General features: G+C 67.5%; 21 protein-coding genes. 9 read left to right on the forward strand and 12 right to left on the reverse strand.

Annotation, left to right across the window (positions count from 1 at the left end; all coding sequences use genetic code 11):
- Positions 1-474: 474 nt before the first annotated feature.
- Genes rplO through rpsH form a run of 6 tightly spaced genes read right to left on the reverse strand, consistent with a single transcriptional unit; the run spans position 475 to position 3,175 of the window.
- The gene (rplO, locus tag FS507_RS01970; RefSeq protein ID WP_145941181.1) at positions 475-933 is read right to left on the reverse strand and encodes a 50S ribosomal protein L15; all 459 of its coding nucleotides are present in this window, start codon (positions 931-933) and stop codon (positions 475-477) included.
- Positions 934-935: 2 nt separating this feature from the next.
- On the reverse strand, positions 936-1,121 hold the full coding sequence (gene rpmD, locus FS507_RS01975) for a 50S ribosomal protein L30 (protein WP_038551242.1): 186 nt from the start codon (positions 1,119-1,121) through the stop codon (positions 936-938).
- A gap of 5 nt (positions 1,122-1,126) precedes the next feature.
- Positions 1,127-1,777 (reverse strand): 30S ribosomal protein S5, encoded by a 651-nt coding sequence (rpsE, locus tag FS507_RS01980; RefSeq protein WP_038546428.1) that lies wholly within the window; start codon positions 1,775-1,777, stop codon positions 1,127-1,129.
- Positions 1,778-1,817: 40 nt separating this feature from the next.
- Positions 1,818-2,222, reverse strand: coding sequence for a 50S ribosomal protein L18 (gene rplR, locus FS507_RS01985; RefSeq protein WP_038546425.1), 405 nt, complete (start codon positions 2,220-2,222; stop codon positions 1,818-1,820).
- Between the two features lie 2 nt (positions 2,223-2,224).
- Positions 2,225-2,761: a 50S ribosomal protein L6 gene (gene rplF / locus FS507_RS01990; protein WP_145941182.1), complete on the reverse strand. Its 537-nt coding sequence runs from the start codon at positions 2,759-2,761 to the stop codon at positions 2,225-2,227.
- A gap of 15 nt (positions 2,762-2,776) precedes the next feature.
- The gene (gene rpsH, locus FS507_RS01995) at positions 2,777-3,175 is read right to left on the reverse strand and encodes a 30S ribosomal protein S8 (protein ID WP_075811310.1); all 399 of its coding nucleotides are present in this window, start codon (positions 3,173-3,175) and stop codon (positions 2,777-2,779) included.
- 412 nt (positions 3,176-3,587) lie between these two features.
- Between rpsH and purF the strand changes: the two genes are divergently transcribed.
- The 6 genes from purF (at position 3,588) to fdhD (ending at position 10,608) form a co-directional block, all read left to right on the forward strand.
- Positions 3,588-5,081: an amidophosphoribosyltransferase gene (gene purF / locus FS507_RS02000; RefSeq protein WP_145941183.1), complete on the forward strand. Its 1,494-nt coding sequence runs from the start codon at positions 3,588-3,590 to the stop codon at positions 5,079-5,081.
- A 17-nt stretch (positions 5,082-5,098) separates the two neighbouring features.
- On the forward strand, positions 5,099-5,752 hold the full coding sequence (locus tag FS507_RS02005; protein WP_145941184.1) for a nucleosidase: 654 nt from the start codon (positions 5,099-5,101) through the stop codon (positions 5,750-5,752).
- Between the two features lie 31 nt (positions 5,753-5,783).
- A complete protein-coding gene (locus FS507_RS02010) occupies positions 5,784-6,950 on the forward strand; it encodes a heme/hemin ABC transporter substrate-binding protein (RefSeq protein WP_145941185.1) in 1,167 nt (388 codons plus the stop codon).
- A gap of 21 nt (positions 6,951-6,971) precedes the next feature.
- Positions 6,972-7,298, forward strand: coding sequence for a DUF6457 domain-containing protein (locus FS507_RS18045; protein WP_222121376.1), 327 nt, complete (start codon positions 6,972-6,974; stop codon positions 7,296-7,298).
- Positions 7,299-7,430: 132 nt separating this feature from the next.
- The gene (locus FS507_RS02020) at positions 7,431-9,749 is read left to right on the forward strand and encodes an FdhF/YdeP family oxidoreductase (RefSeq protein WP_145941186.1); all 2,319 of its coding nucleotides are present in this window, start codon (positions 7,431-7,433) and stop codon (positions 9,747-9,749) included.
- A 19-nt stretch (positions 9,750-9,768) separates the two neighbouring features.
- Positions 9,769-10,608 (forward strand): formate dehydrogenase accessory sulfurtransferase FdhD, encoded by an 840-nt coding sequence (fdhD, locus tag FS507_RS02025; RefSeq protein ID WP_145941187.1) that lies wholly within the window; start codon positions 9,769-9,771, stop codon positions 10,606-10,608.
- Positions 10,609-10,686: 78 nt separating this feature from the next.
- Here the strand turns inward: fdhD and FS507_RS02030 are convergent, their stop codons facing one another.
- From FS507_RS02030 to moaC, 6 genes are all read right to left on the reverse strand, one after another.
- Positions 10,687-11,622, reverse strand: a complete 936-nt coding sequence (locus FS507_RS02030; RefSeq protein WP_145941188.1) for a hypothetical protein — start codon at positions 11,620-11,622, stop codon at positions 10,687-10,689.
- 124 nt (positions 11,623-11,746) lie between these two features.
- Positions 11,747-12,394, reverse strand: coding sequence for a pyridoxamine 5'-phosphate oxidase family protein (locus tag FS507_RS02035; protein WP_260853113.1), 648 nt, complete (start codon positions 12,392-12,394; stop codon positions 11,747-11,749).
- On the reverse strand, positions 12,391-13,479 hold the full coding sequence (locus FS507_RS02040; RefSeq protein ID WP_260853114.1) for a ThiF family adenylyltransferase: 1,089 nt from the start codon (positions 13,477-13,479) through the stop codon (positions 12,391-12,393). The genes FS507_RS02035 and FS507_RS02040 overlap by 4 nt, the downstream gene beginning before the upstream one ends.
- On the reverse strand, positions 13,476-13,943 hold the full coding sequence (locus tag FS507_RS02045; protein ID WP_145941191.1) for a molybdenum cofactor biosynthesis protein MoaE: 468 nt from the start codon (positions 13,941-13,943) through the stop codon (positions 13,476-13,478). The genes FS507_RS02040 and FS507_RS02045 overlap by 4 nt, the downstream gene beginning before the upstream one ends.
- Positions 13,936-14,442 carry a MogA/MoaB family molybdenum cofactor biosynthesis protein gene (locus FS507_RS02050; RefSeq protein ID WP_145941192.1) on the reverse strand — a complete coding sequence of 169 codons (507 nt, stop codon included), beginning with the start codon at positions 14,440-14,442 and terminating at the stop codon, positions 13,936-13,938. The genes FS507_RS02045 and FS507_RS02050 overlap by 8 nt, the downstream gene beginning before the upstream one ends.
- On the reverse strand, positions 14,439-14,942 hold the full coding sequence (gene moaC / locus FS507_RS02055) for a cyclic pyranopterin monophosphate synthase MoaC (RefSeq protein WP_145941193.1): 504 nt from the start codon (positions 14,940-14,942) through the stop codon (positions 14,439-14,441). The genes FS507_RS02050 and moaC overlap by 4 nt, the downstream gene beginning before the upstream one ends.
- 41 nt (positions 14,943-14,983) lie before the next feature.
- Between moaC and FS507_RS02060 the strand changes: the two genes are divergently transcribed.
- Genes FS507_RS02060 through FS507_RS02070 form a run of 3 tightly spaced genes read left to right on the forward strand, consistent with a single transcriptional unit; the run spans position 14,984 to position 17,097 of the window.
- Complete coding sequence (locus FS507_RS02060) at positions 14,984-15,265, forward strand: MoaD/ThiS family protein (RefSeq protein ID WP_145941194.1); 282 nt, start codon at positions 14,984-14,986, stop codon at positions 15,263-15,265.
- Positions 15,266-15,889 carry an NTP transferase domain-containing protein gene (locus FS507_RS02065; RefSeq protein ID WP_145941195.1) on the forward strand — a complete coding sequence of 208 codons (624 nt, stop codon included), beginning with the start codon at positions 15,266-15,268 and terminating at the stop codon, positions 15,887-15,889. It abuts the gene before it with no gap.
- The gene (locus FS507_RS02070) at positions 15,886-17,097 is read left to right on the forward strand and encodes a molybdopterin molybdotransferase MoeA (protein WP_145941196.1); all 1,212 of its coding nucleotides are present in this window, start codon (positions 15,886-15,888) and stop codon (positions 17,095-17,097) included. The genes FS507_RS02065 and FS507_RS02070 overlap by 4 nt, the downstream gene beginning before the upstream one ends.
- The last annotated feature ends 68 nt before the right edge of the window (positions 17,098-17,165 follow it).

The following is a 17,165-nucleotide window of genomic DNA, read 5'->3' on the forward strand; positions in this document are numbered from 1 at the left end:
GGCACGGTGGGCACGGTGGGCACGGTGGGCTGTGCTTTGGTGGTGGATGTTGGCATGATGGACAGGGCCTCGTCTCACGTGCAGGGACAGGGGTGGCACCGGTCCGGGTGTGGTCAGACAAGACGTAGACGGGACGCTGGGGTAACAGGGTCACGCTCCTATGAGGTCATGACCGCTCCCGGGCCTGTGTTGTGCGTGGTGTACCGGTGGACAGATCAGAGGCAGGACACCCGATCGGCTCGGGGTCAGCCACTTAGGGGGTCACACCGGCTCCCACACCAACCATCATCTACGCCACTCAACCGTCCTCTCTGCCGCCTCCACCCAGTGCCCCGTGTGTCACCGCGCATGACCCGCGCCTGCCCCCGCACATACGCGAAGCCCCCGGCCCCACTGACGATCAGTGGAGCCGGGGGCTCTGCGAGCCGCACACCCAGAGACACTCACAGACTCAGCGTGCGGCGGAGGGTCCGACTAGGAGGCCTCGGCGGCGGTGGCGACACTGCCACCCGCTGCCTCGATCTTCTCCTTGGCGGAGCGGGAGAACTTGTCCGCGGTCACGTTGAGTGCCACGGAGATCTCGCCGTCGCCCAGAACCTTCACGGGCTGGTTCACGCGGACCAGGCCGGCAGACACGATGTCAGCCACGGTCACGTCGCCACCCTTGGGGAAGGCCTTGGCCAGGTCAGAGACGTTGACGACCTGGAAGACGACCTTCGCCGGGTTCTTGAAGCCCTTGAGCTTCGGCAGACGCATGTGCAGCGGCATCTGGCCACCCTCGAAGGCGGCTGAAACCTGCTTGCGGGCCTTGGTGCCCTTGGTACCACGACCGGCGGTCTTGCCCTTGGATGCCTCACCACGACCGACGCGGGTCTTGGCGGTGTTGGCACCCTTGGACGGCCGGAGGTCGTGCAGCTTGATGGGTTCGCTCATTGTTACTCCCCTGCTACTTCCTCGACCTGGACCAGGTGGCGCACGGTGTTGATCTGACCGCGGACGATGGGACCGTCCTCACGGATGACCGACTGGCCGATACGCTTCAGGCCAAGCGAGCGCAGCGAGTTCCGCTGCTTAGGAATGGTTCCGACAGTGCCCTTGAGCTGGGTGATCTTCAGTGCCATCTCAATCACGCTCCCTGTCCTGCAGCGCGGGCGCGCAGCATCGGCGCCGGGGTGACCTCTTCGAGGGACTTGCCACGACGGGCAGCGACCTCTTCGGGGCGGACCAGCTGCTTGAGTGCGTCCACGGTGGCGTGGACGACGTTGATGGCGTTGTCGGAGCCCAGGGACTTCGACAGGACGTCCTGCACGCCGGCGCACTCGAGCACGGGGCGGGCGGCACCGCCGGCGATGACACCGGTACCCGGTGCAGCGGGCTTCATCCACACGACGCCAGCGGCGGCTTCGCCCTGGACCTCGTGGGTGATGGTGCCGGCGATCATCGGGACGCGGAAGAAGTTCTTGCGGGCTTCCTCGGCACCCTTCTGGATCGCGGCAGGAACTTCCTTGGCCTTGCCGTAGCCGACACCGACCATGCCCTGGCCGTCACCGACGATCACGAGGGCGGTGAAGCTGAAGCGACGACCACCCTTCACGACCTTGGAGACGCGGTTGATGGTCACGACGCGCTCGAGGTACTGCGAGCGCTCGTCCTGCTGGTCACGACGGCCACCGCGGCGGTCGTCACGACCACCGTTGTTGCCACGGCCCCGGTTGTCCCGGTTGTCCTTGTTGTTGCTGTCGGCGGTGCGTCCGCCGTTACGATCACGTTCCGACATCACGCAGTCCTTCCGTCGGTGAAAATGTTGTCGTTGCGCATTAGAACTTCAGACCACCTTCACGGGCGGCGTCTGCCAGGGCGGCGACCCGGCCGTGGTACTGGTAGCCACCACGGTCGAAGACGACGGTCTCGACGCCGGCAGCCTTGGCGCGCTCGGCGATCAGCTGACCGACGCGAGCGCCACGGTCCTTCTTGTCACCGTCCAGTGCACGGACGTCGGGCTCGATCGTCGACGCAGCGGCCAGGGTGTGGCCCTTGGTGTCGTCGATGACCTGGACGTGCATGTGACGTGAGGTGCGGTGCACCACGAGACGCGGGGTCTCGGGGGTACCGGAGATGTTCTTGCGCAGACGGTAGTGACGACGTGCGCGTGCGACGCGGCGGCGGGTGGAGATGTCCTTGCCCACCGGGAGACGCTTGCTGGTTGCAGTACTCTGTGCCATCTCTACTTACCCGTCTTTCCGACCTTGCGACGGATCTGCTCGCCCGCGTAGCGGATACCCTTGCCCTTGTAGGGGTCGTCCTTACGGAGACGACGGATATTGGCGGCGATCTGTCCGACCTGCTGCTTATCGATACCGGTGATGGAGAACTTGGTGTTTCCGTCGACCGCGAAGGTGATTCCCTCCGGAGCCTCGATGAGGACCGGGTGGGAATAGCCGAGGGCGAACTCGAGGTTGCTGCCCTTGGCCTGGACGCGGTAGCCGACACCGAAGATTTCCATCTTGGTGGTGTAGCCCTCGGTCACGCCGACAACCATGTTGTTGACGAGAGAGCGGGACAGGCCGTGCAGGGAGCGGTTCTTGCGGTGGTCGTCCGGGCGGCTGACCACGAGCTCGTTGTCCTCCTGGACAACCGAGATCGGTGCCGGGATGACCTGCGAGAGAGTACCCTTGGGGCCCTTGACCTCGACGTTCTGACCGTCGATGGTGACGGTGACGCCGGAGGGAAGGACCACGGGGTTCTTACCGATTCGTGACATTGCTTCGTCCTCCTTCTACCAGACGTAGGCGAGGACTTCCCCACCCACGCCCTTCTCGGTCGCCTGACGGTCGGTCAGCAGGCCGTGGGAGGTGGAGATGATCGCCACGCCCAGGCCGCCGAGGACCTTCGGGAGGTTGGTGGACTTGGCGTACACGCGCAGGCCCGGCTTGGACACGCGACGCAGCCCTGCGATCGAACGCTCGCGGGACGTGCTGTACTTCAGTTCCAGGGTGAGCTTCTTGCCGGTCGAGGCGTCCTCGACGGCGTAGTCGGCGATGTAGCCCTCGGACTTGAGGATCTCGGCGATGTTGGCCTTGATCTTCGAGGACGGCATCGAGACGCTGTCGTGGTACGCGTTGGACGCGTTCCTCACGCGGGACAGCATGTCCGCGATGGGGTCAGTCATGGTCATGGAAGTGACCTCTAGCCTTTCTCGTCACGGTTCCCCGTCCACCCGGGCGTCACCGCGCATTTGTGTCCGGCAACTCGACGCTCCCCGGACTCAGTAGTCCGGTTTGCTCGCTGCCTTGTGTTCCGCGCGGCCGCAATAGGCGGTGGGCCTGCGACAAAGTGGTTCATGTTCAGGAGTCTCGACATGCTGCGGCGGCGCGGCGTAGTCCGTACCGGACACGGGTAACCCCACAGCGAGACCCGTTCACGTTACCAACCTGGGGAAATAAAGGCAAAACCGTGGCGATTCGGGGCGCTACAGCGTCCCGTGACCCGCCCGGTCCCCGCTGCCCGATCATTGTTGTGGTCAACTATGGGCGTAGGCTCTACACCTGCATCCATCTTCCGGGACACAGTGAGGACACCTCAGCGCAATGTGCGGCATCGTCGGCATGGTGGGAAACCAGCCGGTCAACCAGGACATTTACGACGCTCTACTGCTCCTGCAGCATCGCGGGCAGGATTCGACGGGCATGGCGACCGCCGAGGAGGGGGGACACATGCACCTCTTCCGTGCCCGCGGCATGGTGCGCGAGTCTTTCCGTACCCGTGACATGCGGTCACTGCTCGGCACCGCCGGTCTGGGTCACGTGCGCTACGTGACCCGCGGTGCCGCCTCAAACGAGCAGGAGTCACAGCCCTTCTACGTCAACTCCCCCTACGGCATCACCCTGGTGCACAACGGGAACCTGACCAACACCCGTGAGCTGACCACCGAGATGCGGCACCGCGACCGCCGGCACCTCAACACCTCCAGCGACACGGAACTGCTGTTGAACGTCCTCGCCAATGAGCTGCAGTCCACCACCGGGCCGGACGACCTCAACGCCGACGGCATCTTCGACGCGGTCACCGCGACGATGGGCCGGATCGAAGGCGCCTACGGCGTGATCTCCCTGATCGCCCACCACGGCCTGCTGGCCTTCCGTGACCCCAACGGGATCCGTCCGCTGGTCCTGGGACGCCGCCGTCCGACCACGACAGGCGGCTCGCATGCGGTGGGTGGGCACGACGAATGGGTCGTGGCCAGCGAGTCACTGGTACTGGAGAACGCCGACTACGAACTTGAGCGCGAGATCGCCCCGGGTGAGGCAGTGTTCATCACCACGGACGGCACCCTGCATTCACGCCGGTGCGTCACCGACGCCCGCCTGGAACCCTGCTCCTTCGAGTACGTCTACCTGGCACGTCCCGACTCGGTGATGAACGGCATCAGTGTCTACGATTCCCGCCTGCGGATGGGTGCACGGCTGGCGAAGACCATCGCCGAGCACGTTCCCACCGACGACGTGGATGTCGTCATGCCGATCCCCGATTCGGCACGTCCGGCGGCGATGGAGGTCGCCCGTGTCCTCGACCTCCCCTACCGCGAGGGGTTCTTCAAGAACCGGTACGTGGGACGGACGTTCATCATGCCGGGACAGGCGGTGCGCAAGAAGAGCGTCCGGCAGAAACTCAACGCCATGTCCTCTGAGTTCGCCGGTAAGCATGTGCTGCTCATCGACGACTCCATTGTGCGTGGCACGACCAGCTACGAGATCATCGCCATGGCCCGTGCGGCCGGTGCCCGGAAGGTCAGCTTCGCCTCGGCCGCTCCCCCGATCCGGCACCCGCACGTCTACGGGATCAACATCCCCGACCGCGACGAACTCGTCGCCGCCGGCCGGTCCGTCCCCGAGGTCTGCAAGGTCCTCGGTGCCGACCATCTCGTCTACCAGAAGGTCGAGGATCTCGAGGGCGCGATCCTCGACGGGCAGACGGACGCACAGCTGGACGGTCTCGACATGAGCTGTTTCGACGGCCGGTACGTCACCGGCACCGTCACCGACGAATACCTGGAGTGGGTCCGCGACAACCAGGTCTCCTGAGCGGTAGATTGGACCCCATGCTCGAACTCTTCCAGGGCCAGTTCCAGAGCCAGTTCCGGGGCCGGGTGGTTCCCGGACAGCCGCTCATCGTCGTCGCCGTGGCGGCCGAAGCCGCCGACATGGATGAGGACGCCCCGGTCCTCTTGACCGGCATAGGCCGCCTCAACGCCACGCTCGCGTTGACCGACTGCCTGCACCGCTATCTGCGTGCCGGTGGCCTGCCCAGCGCTATCATCAATGTCGGTACGGCTGGCGCGCTGCGTCCGGGGCTCACCGGGGTCCACCGCATCGACCGCGTCATCCTCCACGATTTCTCCCACGCCGGTGTCGCCGCGCTGACGGGAAGGGACGAGTACCCGCCGATCGACCTCGAAACGGACCGCCCTGATCCTTCCTCAGGTCTGATCCTCGCCACCGGTGACGTGTTCGTCGAGGACGGCACGGTCCGTGACCGGTTGGCCCCGGACGCCGACCTGGTCGACATGGAGGGCTATGCGGTCGCTGCGGTGGCCCAGTGGTTCGGCGTCCCGGTGCAGCTGGCCAAGATCGTCAGCGACGCCGCCGACGATGATGCGGGGACGTCGTGGCACCGTGAAATGTCCGCACTGGCCCGCGAACTCGCCGCCCATTCGCGACATGCCCTCGGTGGTCCCCCTCCCCCGCCCCACTGACCGTCGGGTAAGCGTGTGCTAATTTCGTCCCATGCCCACACGTCGACCGTCTTCCCTGCGCCGTACCCTCGCCGCGGTCAGCGCCACCGTCACTGCGGTTGTGCTGGTGACAGGCTCGCTCACCGCCTGCGGCATCGGTGCCGACAACGGCTCGGGGCAGACCGCACAGGCGGAGGAAACCTCCTTCGACACCGCCCTCGACACGTTCAACCGACTGGTGGACGACGGCCTGCCGGACGCCCGTGAGGCTCACGGGGTCTCCCACGCTGAGACGGTCGGCGACGTCACCCCGGTCAACGGTCGGACCGCCGAGGACGCCGACCTTCCCGTCGAGCTGACGGATGCCGACGGCCGGGATGTCACCGTCGACGACATCTCGCGCATCATCCCCCTGGACGTCTACGGGACGATCTCACGGACGCTCGCCGGACTGGGGCTCCGCGACAGTATCGTAGGCCGTACCGTGTCGTCGACCGAGCCGAGCCTGCAGGATCTTCCGGTGGTCACCCAGGGCGGACACTCCATCAACGCCGAGGCCGTACTGAACCTCAACCCGTCACTGGTCATCGTCGACGACAGCATCGGCCCGGGCGACGCCCTCAACCAGTTGAGGGACGCCGGGGTCCCGGTGGTCAAGATCAATCCGGAGCACACGATCGACACGGTCAGCAGCGACATCGACACCATCGCCGGCATCGTCGGCCTCGCGGAGAACGGGGAACGGCTGGGCGAGCGTGCCGACGCGGAGATCTCCCGCGCCGTCGAAGCCATCCGTGGTGCCGCCGGGGACGCCGTCCCCGGCAATCCACTGCGCATGGCCTTCCTGTACGCCCGCGGTGACGGTGGCGTGTTCTACATCCTCGGGCCGGACGACGGCACCGACGACCTCATCGAAGCGCTCGGCGGTGTCGACGCCGCCAAGGAGGAGGGCATCGGCCAGGCGTCGCCCGCCAATGCCGAATCGCTGGCGGACCTGAACCCCGATGTACTGGTCATGATGTCCGCCGGACTGGACTCCACCGGTGGGTTGGACGGACTGCTGGCCAAGCCCGGTATCGCCCAGACCACGGCAGGCAAGAACGAACGGGTCCTGGCTATTCCGGACAGTCAGTCATTGAGCTTCGGGCCACAGTCCGGCGAGATGCTGCTCACTGCCGCGGCCGCCCTGTACGGCGGTGACGACGGTGACGACGTATAGACGCCGGGTAGCGTCGGGGACATGAACACTCCTGCAGAAGGCTCCCCGAAAAAAGGCTCCCCCGAAGAAATGCAGAGCGCCCACGCCTGGCTCGACCAGGTGGCCTCCGAACTCGGGCTGCCCGACGAGGTGGTGCGGACGAACATCAAGGGCATTCTCGACCTGACCTCCGCCGTCGCACACAACCGCTCCCGGCCCGCGGCACCGGTGACGGCCTTCCTCGTCGGCCTCGCCGCCGGACGTGCAGCGTCCGACAGTGCTGGAGGAAACCCCTCCGCAGACAACTATTCCGCCGCCGCCGGAGAGCGGATCACGGGAGTCACCGATCTCGCCCTCGAGAAGAACTGACCGGTATCTCCGGACGGTCTTACGGCGGGACCGTATGACCGCCGTCACAACCTGCGGATTCGCACGTCCCCTCGGGGAGTGGGCCGGTGCGGTGAGGTGACCGGTGGACCCGGGCGGCATACGCTGGACACCATGACCAGCCTGCACGAGTCCCCCAGCCAGGTGAACCCGGTCGCCAACCGGTTCGACCACCCCAAGGTCAGCGACCGTGAACACGCCGCTGCCGGCGTGCCCGCGATCCTGCACTCGATGCAGCACGCCGCGCCGAACAACGCCGTGCCCTCACTGCTGACCATGAACAAGCACAAGGGCTTCGACTGCCCCGGCTGCGCCTGGCCCGAGCCAGACCAGGCCGACCTCAACGTCGTGGAGTTCTGTGAGAACGGTGCCAAGGCCGTCGCCGAGGAAACCACCCCGAAGAAGGCCGACCCGGACTTCTGGGCGCAGTACACCGTCGAGCAGCTGCGGGAGAAGACCGACCACTGGCTTGGCAAGGTCGGCCGCATCACCGAGCCGATGCTCTACGACCGGAGCTCCGGCGACGGCCACTACCGTCCCGTCACCTGGGAGGACGCCTTCGGCATCATCGCCGACCAGCTGCACCGCACGAGTCCGGAGGAGGCGGTGTTCTACACCTCCGGCAAGGCGTCCAACGAGGCCGCCTATGTCTTCCAGCTGCTGGCCCGGCGTATGGGAACCAACAACCTCCCCGACTGCTCGAACATGTGCCACGAGTCCACCGGTTCCGCACTGACCGCCATGGTGGGCCTGGGCAAGGGCTCGGTGACGATGAACGACATCCACTCCACCGACCTGCTGATCTCCGTCGGCCAGAACCCGGGGACCAACCATCCCCGTGCCCTGACCGCCTTCACCCGGCTCAAGGAGAACGGTGGACGCATCCTCGCGGTCAACCCCATCCCCGAGACCGGACTGATGGCCTTCCGCGAGCCGCAGGACCCGATGACCTACCTCGGCCGGACCGAGAAGCTCGCCGACGACTACCTGCAGGTCCGTCTCGACGGTGACCGGGCGCTCTTCCTGGCGATCAACAAGGAGCTCGTCCGACGCGACGCCGTCGACCACGCCTTCATCGAGCAGTTCACCACCGGCTACGACGACCTCACCGCACACCTGCGCGACCTGGACGACGATGAACTCGCCGCCGCCCACGGCATCCCGCGGGCGCAGATCCTCTCGACCGTTGACGAGATCATCCGTGCCGACACCATGATCATCAGCTGGACCCTCGGGGTGACCCAGCACAAGAACGCCGTCGCCACCATCCAGGAGATGACGAACACACTCCTGCTCACCGGCAACATCGGCAAGCCCGGTGCCGGCACCGCCCCACTGCGCGGACACTCCAACGTGCAGGGCAACCGGACGATGGGTATCTGGGAGAAGTCCCCCGACAGCTTCCTGGCCTCCATCGAGAACCACTTCGGCTTCCCCGTCCCCCGCGAACACGGCCACGACACCGTCGACGCGCTGCGCTCCATGCGCGACGGGCACAACCGCTTCTTCATGTCCCTGGGCGGCAACCTCGTGCGCGTCACGTCCGACACCGCCGTCGCTGAACAGGGCATGGCGTCCAACGAGCTGACCGTCCACCTGTCGACGAAGCCGAATGGCTCCCATGCATGGCCGGGCGAGAAGTCGCTCATCCTGCCGGTGCGCTCCCGCACTGATCTGGACCTGCAGAAGTCCGGACGCCAGTCGGTGACCGTCGAGGACTCCGTCGGGAAGGTCCACGCCTCCACCGGTAAGCGTCGGGCGAACCGGAAGGAGAACCTGAAGAGCGAGATCGACATCATCTGCTCCGTCGGCCGCGAAACATTCGGTGACGACTTCTGGCAGCCGATGATCGACAACTACGCCGTGTTGCGCGACCACATCGCCGCGACGATCCCCGGCTTCGAGAACTACAATGAACGCCTCGAGCACCCCGGCGGCTTCTACCTGCCCAACGGCCCGCGCGAACGGCGCTTCACCACCCCCGACGGCAAGGCGCACCTGACCGTCAACCAGCCGGACACCGTGCAACTGCGCGACCGTGAGCTGATGATGAACACCGTGCGCACCCACGACCAGTACAACTCCACCGTCTACGGCATGGACGACCGTTACCGCGGCATCCGCGGAGGACGCCGGGTCGTCCTCGTCGGCGCCGAGGACCTGCGTGACCTCGGGCTGCGCGACGGCGACATGGTCGACATCGTCTCCGACTGGTCCGACGGGCAGCGTCGTGCCCCCGACTTCCGTGTGGTGGAGTACTCCCACTCGCGTGGTGGCTGCACAACGTATTTCCCGGAGGCGAACGTGGTGATTCCCCTGGACCACGCCGCCGAGAAGTCCAACACCCCGGTGTCGAAGTCCACGCCGGTGCGCCTGGAACCGACCGGGCGCCGGGCCGAGGACATGCCGCCGTTGCCCGACTGGGAGAAGTAGAGGGGTACGCTGCGGTCCCATGGGACGGTTGATCGACAATGCGCGGGTGACGAAAGTGCGGGTCACGGAAGATGCGGTGGCCACCGACACCCGGGCCGACCGGCTCGCCGTGGAGGAGCCGCTGCAGCTGCGGGTGGACGGCACGGATCTGACCACCACGATGCGCACACCGGGCCACGACATCGAGCTCGTCCACGGTCTGCTGCACGCGGAGGGTGTGATCACCTCAGCGCAGGACGTGGTCACCGCCCGCTACTGTGCCGGCGCGGTGGGCCCGGACAACGCCAACACCTACAACACACTCGACGTGTCGCTGGTCCCCCGGCCGGACCCCTACATCCCGATCAGGAACGTGACCACGAACTCCGCGTGCGGGGTATGCGGCACCACCAGCATCGATGACCTGATGAAGACCAGCCGCTACACGCTGCGGCCCGTGCACCCCACGGCCCGGCAGGTCGTCGCGATGCCGCGGCGCCTGTCGGAGGGCCAGCAGGCGTTCCGCAAGACCGGCGGCATCCACGCCGCCGGCGCGTTCACCGCCGACGGGCGTCCGCTGGTGATCCGGGAGGACGTCGGACGCCACAATGCCGCCGACAAAGTCATCGGCACGCTGCTGCTCGCCGACCGGCTCCCCGGCGAGACCGGGGGCGAGGACGCGCCGGTCTACCTGGTGATGAGCAGCCGGGCGTCCTTCGAGCTGGTGCAGAAAGCGGTGCTGGCCGGCTTCTCCGGGCTCATCGCGGTGTCCGCGGCGACGTCGTTGGCGGTGAACACCGCGCGGGAAGCCGGCCTGCTGCTCACCGGTTTCACCCGGGATGACCGGTTCAACCTGTACAGCGGGGAGCTGGACACCTGAACTGAGCGGTGGGGTGTGACTCAGGTGCCGAGATCTGTCGCTGCGAAGCCTCCGCTCGAACCGTTTTCGGCACCTGAATCACACTTCCGGGTACCAGTCCTGCACTGGTCGGTCAGTGTCAAGCGCTTCGTCCTCACGACGGCGACGGTCATGGTCAAGCACGAACCGCACAGTGTCCGCCACTTCACGTCCCACATAGCCCGGCATGTTCTTCACCGCATGGTCAGGGTAGCGTAACAACATCCAGCTCCACCTGGTGACCTGGTTCCCTTTATGCCGGTCCCTGATGAAGGCGGATCTTCGTGCCCTCCCTTCCCCGTGGAAGGCGTAACTGTCGACCTCGATGAGGAGGCGGGCCTCCCTGATCATCACGTCGAACCAGTAGCCTCTGAAGAACTTGTTCGTCTCGACGGTGACCACGCCTTCCTCCACTTCCTTCGCCAGTGCCCGCCTGATGATGGTCACTGCGGTTCTTTCCAGTTCGCTTGCCGTCCCGAGAACAGCTCTGGGCAGCACGGGGTTGAGTCGCTTGCGCTCGCCGCGGGTCAGGTCTGCGAGGTCTTCCTCTAGACGCCGCGTCCCCTTGAATCCGGTATATCCCCTCTCAAGGACGCGGAGCGCGGCGGCTTCGTCCGTCGCAATGAGGTCGACCGCCACCTTCGCGGGGAGGGCGACCTGCAGCCGGTCCACCTGCCGGGTGGGGCGTGTCGCCCGTCGACGAAGCTCCAGATGGGGACTAGCCGTGCGGGACGTGGGGTGCTCCGCTGTCGCCGGCCACGCCATCGGCACCACCCCGTAGATGAATGCGGCGGTGCGGCCGGTGAAGATGATCCCCGGGTAGGCTTTCGTGAACGCCATCAGCACGACTCCCGCGTCATTCTTCGAGACGTAGTGTCCGCGGGTCACCTTGAACAACTTGCGCTCGGACACAGCCCGGCCGAGGTCCCTGTGCGTGTGGCCGGCCGCCCGGAGTTCGGCGGTGGTCCAGATGGCCTGGTCGTTGTACTCCCCCATGATATCCCCCTGTTATCGTCCCCCGCCCTACTCTAGCGGCACCAGTGCGACTCAGGTGCCAAAAATAGTCACGCCGGCGGGGTTGTGACGACAATATTCGGCACCTGAGCCACACCCCGCCTGCTCAGCGACCCGTCAGCTCCGCAATCTCGGCCCGGGCCGCCGCGAGTTCGGCTTTCAGCGAGGCTATGTCCGCCCGGTACAGGTCGAGCCGTTCCTCGACCTCCTCACGGGTCCACCGTAGGGTGATCTGCTTGGAGCAGTTCGCGTCGGAGGCGGTGACCTCGACGATCACGGCACGCTCGATCACCGAGGTGATGCGCCGGTCCCCCAGGTCACGCAGCTGCTCGATCAGGTCGGGGGCGTCGGACGCGTCGACGGTGCGCGCGTGCCCGAAGACCTTCACCCGCGATCTGGTCGCGAAGTCGACGAAGAAGAGACAGACGCGACCGTCCCGGTCGAGGTTACCGGCGGTGACGAACTGCCTGTTCCCCGCGAAGTCCGGGAACATCAGGCGCGAACCGTCGGACGTCGCGGCAACCTTCACGAAACCGGCCGGTCCGCCCTTGTGCTGGACATAGGGCCATCCGGTTCCGGTGACGGTGGACATCATGAACATGCGGGCCTGGCGGATCAGTTTGATGTCGCGCGGGTCCAGCTCGGCGCCGGACGCCCCGGTCGTGTCGACCCTGTTGCCGACGCCGCGGGCCTCCTGGCGTGCGGTGACGAAGTCGTCGAAGGCGATGTCGGCGTAACTGTCCGCGTGATTCACTGACGCTCCAACCATGCGTGGATGCCGCCGGGGTAGTTCACGCCGGTGATGCCGGCGTCGGCGAGGATCTCGACGGCCTGCGCCGAGCGTGTCCCGGCGGCGCAGTAGACCACGAGAGGACGCCCGGAGGTCGTCGCTGCCTCGGCGAGTTCTGCGACCTCAGCTTCCTCAGCTTCCTCATCGCGCAGCCGCGACAGCGGCACGTTCACCGCCCCGGGAATGTGCACGGTGGCGTATTCGTCGGGTTCGCGGACGTCGAGGAGGAGGGCGCCCTCGAGCGAAGGCACCGCCGACACACTCTCGTCCGACGGTTCGACGGCCAGTTCCCCGGCCACCGGCGTCGGCGTCTGCCGTACACGTGAGGCCACGGCCGGGTCAGCGGCGACGGGGATGTACTCCCAGCGTCCGGACAGCCCGTCGAAGTAGCCGATCTCGCCACTCAGCGGGCTGCCGACGCCGGTGACGACCTTCACCGCCTCAAGTGCCATGGCGGTGCCGACGGTGCCGACGACCGGCCCCAGCACCCCCGCCGCCGAGCAGGACGGCACCGCCCCGACCGGTGGCGGTGTCGGGAAGACGTCCTCGTAGACGGGCCCGTCGGCCATTCCGAAGACGGAGAGCTGCCCGTCGAACCCGAGGATCGACGCCCACACCTGCGGGATGCCGAGCACCGCACATGCGTGGGAGCAGGCGTAGCGGGCGGCGAAGTTGTCGGTGCCGTCGAGGACGACGTCTGCCCCGCGCAGCAGGGCGACGGCGTTGTCCGTGGTGAGACGGGATGACACGACGTGCACCGTCATGTCCGGGTTGCGGGCCAGCATCGCCCGGCGCGCCGACTCCGCCTTCGGCAAACCCACGGCGGCGTCGGTGTGGATGACCTGGCGGTGGAGGTTCGACGTCGACACCAGGTCGTCGTCGATGACGGTGATCTCCCCTACTCCGGCGGCGGCAAGGTACAGCAGCGCGGGTGAGCCGAGGCCGCCGGCGCCGAGGACGGCGACATGAGCGTCGGCGAGTTTCTCCTGGCCGTCAAGGCCGAAGCCGGCGAGGGTGATCTGCCGCTGGTAGCGGGAGAGGTCGGTCACAGTCCCACCCACTCCGTGCTCCCGTCGGTGAGTTCCTGTTCCTTCCAGATCGGCACCTGGGACTTCACTGCGTCGGCGAAGGCGGCGACGGCCTCGAAGGCGGGCCCTCGGTGCGCGGCTGCGACGACGACGAGGAAGGCGAGGTCCCCGATCGCGAGGTCGCCGGTACGGTGCTCGGCCCACAGCCGGACGTCGGGATACTCGGCGACGGTGTCGGCGGCGATGCGGGCCAGCACGTCCGGTGCGGTCGGGTGGTGGGAATAGGTCAGTGCGGTCACGCCGGCCCCGCCGTCGTGGTTGCGGACGGTGCCTTCGAAGGTGACGACGGCGCCCATGGCGTCGGTGGCGGTGGCGTCCTTGGCGTCGACGAGGTGTGCCTCCAGCGGTTCGGCGGAGACGGCGGTGTGCACGACGACGCCGGTCTGCTCGGAGACGTAGCCGGGGTCGGTGGTGTTCTCAGTCATGGTCGGTACGTCCTTCCAGCTGGTTGAGCAGGTGGTCGAGGACGGGGTCGAGCACGACGATGCCGTCCTTCACTCCGCCACGGGACCCGGGCAGGGTCATCACGAAGGTGCGGTCGGCCGTCCCTGTCACCCCGGCGACTCCCCCGGACAGCAGCGCGGTCGGTACGCCGGCGTCCACGCCACGCCGTCGGACGGCCTCGACCAGGCCGGGCAGTTCGTGGGTGAGGTGTGGGCGGACGGCGGCCACGGTCTGGTCGGTGGGGCTGATGCCGGTGCCCCCGGTGGTCAGCACGACGCGGGGCCGCGCCGTCGTGTCTCCGCCGAGTACGTCGTCGAGGTACCCCGTGACATCGGCGTCGGCGACGACCACGGCGTCCGGCACCTCGAGGCCACGCGAGCGCAGCCAGTCGACCAGCAGCGGCCCGGTGGTGTCCTCGTACGCACCGGACGCCGCCCGAGTGGACGCGACCACAACGACAGCACGCGGCGCGCCGCTCACCGGATGTCCCAGTCGCCGGATTTGCCGCCGGACTTGGCGAGCACACGGACGTCGTCGATGACGGCGTGCTTGTCGACGGCCTTGACCATGTCGTAGACGGTCAGCGCAGCACTGGTCACGGCGGTGAGTGCCTCCATTTCAACACCGGTGACGCCGCGGGTCTTCACCGACGCCTCGATACGCACTGCCCCGGCACTGTTCCCTTTGTCCCCGTCCTCCCTGCTGAAGTCGACGGTGATCTTCCCGAGCGGCAGCGGGTGGCACAGCGGGATGATCTCGGGGGTCTTCTTCGCCCCCATGATGCCGGCTACGCGGGCGACGGGCAGCGCGTCCCCCTTGGGGAGGTCCCCGCTGAAGATCATGTCGAGGACGTCCTCCCTGGTGCGGACCCGCCCGGTGGCGACGGCGGTACGGCTCGTCTCGTTTTTCGCGGTGACGTCGACCATGTGGGCCGACCCGTCCTCACGGACGTGGGTGAGATGGTCTCCTGGGTCTTCCATGACCGTCCAGGTTACCCGCCGTCACCGCTACACTGGGACGCATGGTTGAGATCCGGTATTTCGCCGCCGCCCGTGCCGCGCGCGGTGCTGCGCATGAGGTGGTCCCCGCCGACAGCACCATCGCCGGCACCCTCGCTGACCTGCTCGATGACCTCGGGAGACGCCACACGGAAACCACGGCCGGGGGCATGACGTTGGCCGGGATCTTCGACCGGTGCAGTTTCCTCGTCGACGGGCGGACGGTCACCCGGCCGGATGCGGCGGCGACGTCGTTGGCCGGGGTCGGACGTGTCGACGTCCTGCCGCCGTTCGCGGGAGGGTAGATGGCGGACAGTAGTGTCCATGCGATCATCGTCGCCGGTGGTGCCGGCTCGCGTCTGGCGGCGTCGGCTCCGGCGGATGCGCTCCGGGACGTGCCCCGCAAACCTTTGCTCGCCGGCCCGGACGGCCGACGGTTGATCGACCGGGTGCTCGACGCCACGGCGTCCTGTGCCTGCCGTGTCGTCGTCGCACCTCCCCCGGATCTGCCGGGGCTGCCCGTCGACGTTCTGCGGACGCAGGAGGACCCGGCCTTGGCGGGGCCTGCGGCGGCCCTCGCTGCGGGGGTTGCGGCGTTGCACGGCACCGGGACGGTCTGTGACGCTGACCCCGTCCTCCTCCTCGCCGCCGATCTGGTGGCCCCTGCAGGGTCGGTCGACGTTCTACTGAAGTCTGTGCAGGATGCGCCTGCCGGTTGTATCGGCACCGTCGACGGCCGGATGCAGCCGTTGTTGAGCGTGGTACGCTTCGGCGCCCTGCACACGGCGGTGGACGGCAACGATTTCACCGATGCCCCGGCCATGGTGCTGCTGCGTCGGCTGGACCTGCAGGAGACGCCACTGCCGTCCGCCGCGGACATCGACACCTGGGACGACGCCGTGACCCACGGCTACGGAAGGACATCATGACCCACACACCGGTGACCTGGGACGAAGCCCGTGCCCGCGTTCTCGACACCTGCCGCGCGCCCGGCGCGCAGGCCCGCACCGTGCTCCGCTCCCCCGTCCCCGGGGACGTGACCGCCACGCCAGTGACCGCGCCGGTGGATGTACCGCACTACACGTCCTCGGCGATGGACGGCTTCGCGGTGAACGGTCCCGGACCGTGGGAGTTGCTCGCTCCGCCGGCGACCGGGGCGCACGGACGCAATGTGCACAACACCGGTGGTGCGCTCGACATCGGCCAGGCGCTGCCGGTGCTCACCGGGTCGCTGCTGCCGGACGGCACGACGGCGGTGGTGCGTTCGGAGAACAGCTGCGTCAGTAAGGCCGGCGACACCGATACCCACGGCTCGTCCCTCACCGCCGACTACCCGGGCGACGGCAGGGACATCCGCCCGGCCGGTCAGGAGTGGGCGCGCGGGGAGACCCTTGTCGATGCCGGGGTGGTGCTCGGCCCCGGTCACTGCGCGATGCTCGCGGTCTGCGGAGTCGACGAGATCGAACTCGTCGCCCCGCCCCGAGTGGCGTGCGCGTTCACCGGCAATGAGGTCATCGACCACGGTGTGCCCGCTCCCGGTGAGGTCCGTGACGCCTTCGGTGTCTCCTTCCCCGCGCTGCCCTCCCGCTGGGGTGCGGACGTCGTCTGCACCGACCGGGTGCCGGATGATCCGGTGGCGGTGGAGGACTGGCTGCGGCGCCCTGACGTGCAGGACGCCGACCTGGTCGTCATGACCGGCGGGTCCGGCCGTTCCGGGCAGGACTTCGCCCGACGCTTCATCACCCGCGTCGCCGACGACATCCTCGCCGACGAGGTCGCCTGCCAGCCGGCGCACCCGACATTGATCATCCGACGCTCAGACCAGCTGGTCTTCGGCGTCCCCGGTAACCCTCTCGCCGCACACGCCGCACTGCATTCTTTCGTCGCCCCGGCGGTCGCGGTGCTGTCCGGACGCGGCGGTGCCGAAGTCCTCCACGGGACGACCACCGGGACAGTCGGTCCGCTGCATCGTGACCGGGTGCGACTGTTGCCCGCCCGCGTGAATGACGGCGAACTCGCCCCGGTCCCCGGCGCGCATTCCCACATGCTCAGCGGTTATGCGGTGGCCGACGCGCTGATGGTCGTCCCCGCCGACGGCCTCTCCCCCGGCGACGCCGTGCGCTACATCAGGTTCTGACCCGGGTCAGATTCCGGCCGGACGTATCTCCTAAAAGCGCGAACCAGACGCGTAGATGGCTCATGACG

The sequence above is a fragment of the Corynebacterium glyciniphilum AJ 3170 genome, assembly GCF_007673095.1.
In the GTDB taxonomy this organism is placed as follows: Bacteria; Actinomycetota; Actinomycetes; order Mycobacteriales; family Mycobacteriaceae; genus Corynebacterium.

Excerpts from the sequence above, each read along its gene's own strand:
- moaC (WP_145941193.1), bottom strand. The coding sequence starts at position 14,942 with ATGGAAGACCCAGGAGACCATCTCACCCACGTCCGTGAGGACGGGTCG.
- FS507_RS18045 (WP_222121376.1), top strand. The coding sequence starts at position 6,972 with ATGAACACTCCTGCAGAAGGCTCCCCGAAAAAAGGCTCCCCCGAAGAA.
- FS507_RS02010 (WP_145941185.1), top strand. The coding sequence starts at position 5,784 with ATGCCCACACGTCGACCGTCTTCCCTGCGCCGTACCCTCGCCGCGGTC.
- rplF (WP_145941182.1), bottom strand. The coding sequence starts at position 2,761 with ATGTCACGAATCGGTAAGAACCCCGTGGTCCTTCCCTCCGGCGTCACC.
- rplR (WP_038546425.1), bottom strand. The coding sequence starts at position 2,222 with ATGGCACAGAGTACTGCAACCAGCAAGCGTCTCCCGGTGGGCAAGGAC.
- rpsE (WP_038546428.1), bottom strand. The coding sequence starts at position 1,777 with ATGTCGGAACGTGATCGTAACGGCGGACGCACCGCCGACAGCAACAAC.
- rpsH (WP_075811310.1), bottom strand. The coding sequence starts at position 3,175 with ATGACCATGACTGACCCCATCGCGGACATGCTGTCCCGCGTGAGGAAC.
- FS507_RS02045 (WP_145941191.1), bottom strand. The coding sequence starts at position 13,943 with ATGACTGAGAACACCACCGACCCCGGCTACGTCTCCGAGCAGACCGGC.
- FS507_RS02005 (WP_145941184.1), top strand. The coding sequence starts at position 5,099 with ATGCTCGAACTCTTCCAGGGCCAGTTCCAGAGCCAGTTCCGGGGCCGG.
- rpmD (WP_038551242.1), bottom strand. The coding sequence starts at position 1,121 with ATGGCACTGAAGATCACCCAGCTCAAGGGCACTGTCGGAACCATTCCT.
- FS507_RS02070 (WP_145941196.1), top strand. The coding sequence starts at position 15,886 with ATGACCCACACACCGGTGACCTGGGACGAAGCCCGTGCCCGCGTTCTC.
- FS507_RS02060 (WP_145941194.1), top strand. The coding sequence starts at position 14,984 with ATGGTTGAGATCCGGTATTTCGCCGCCGCCCGTGCCGCGCGCGGTGCT.
- FS507_RS02030 (WP_145941188.1), bottom strand. The coding sequence starts at position 11,622 with ATGGGGGAGTACAACGACCAGGCCATCTGGACCACCGCCGAACTCCGG.
- fdhD (WP_145941187.1), top strand. The coding sequence starts at position 9,769 with ATGGGACGGTTGATCGACAATGCGCGGGTGACGAAAGTGCGGGTCACG.
- FS507_RS02020 (WP_145941186.1), top strand. The coding sequence starts at position 7,431 with ATGACCAGCCTGCACGAGTCCCCCAGCCAGGTGAACCCGGTCGCCAAC.
- rplO (WP_145941181.1), bottom strand. The coding sequence starts at position 933 with ATGAGCGAACCCATCAAGCTGCACGACCTCCGGCCGTCCAAGGGTGCC.
- purF (WP_145941183.1), top strand. The coding sequence starts at position 3,588 with ATGTGCGGCATCGTCGGCATGGTGGGAAACCAGCCGGTCAACCAGGAC.
- FS507_RS02065 (WP_145941195.1), top strand. The coding sequence starts at position 15,266 with ATGGCGGACAGTAGTGTCCATGCGATCATCGTCGCCGGTGGTGCCGGC.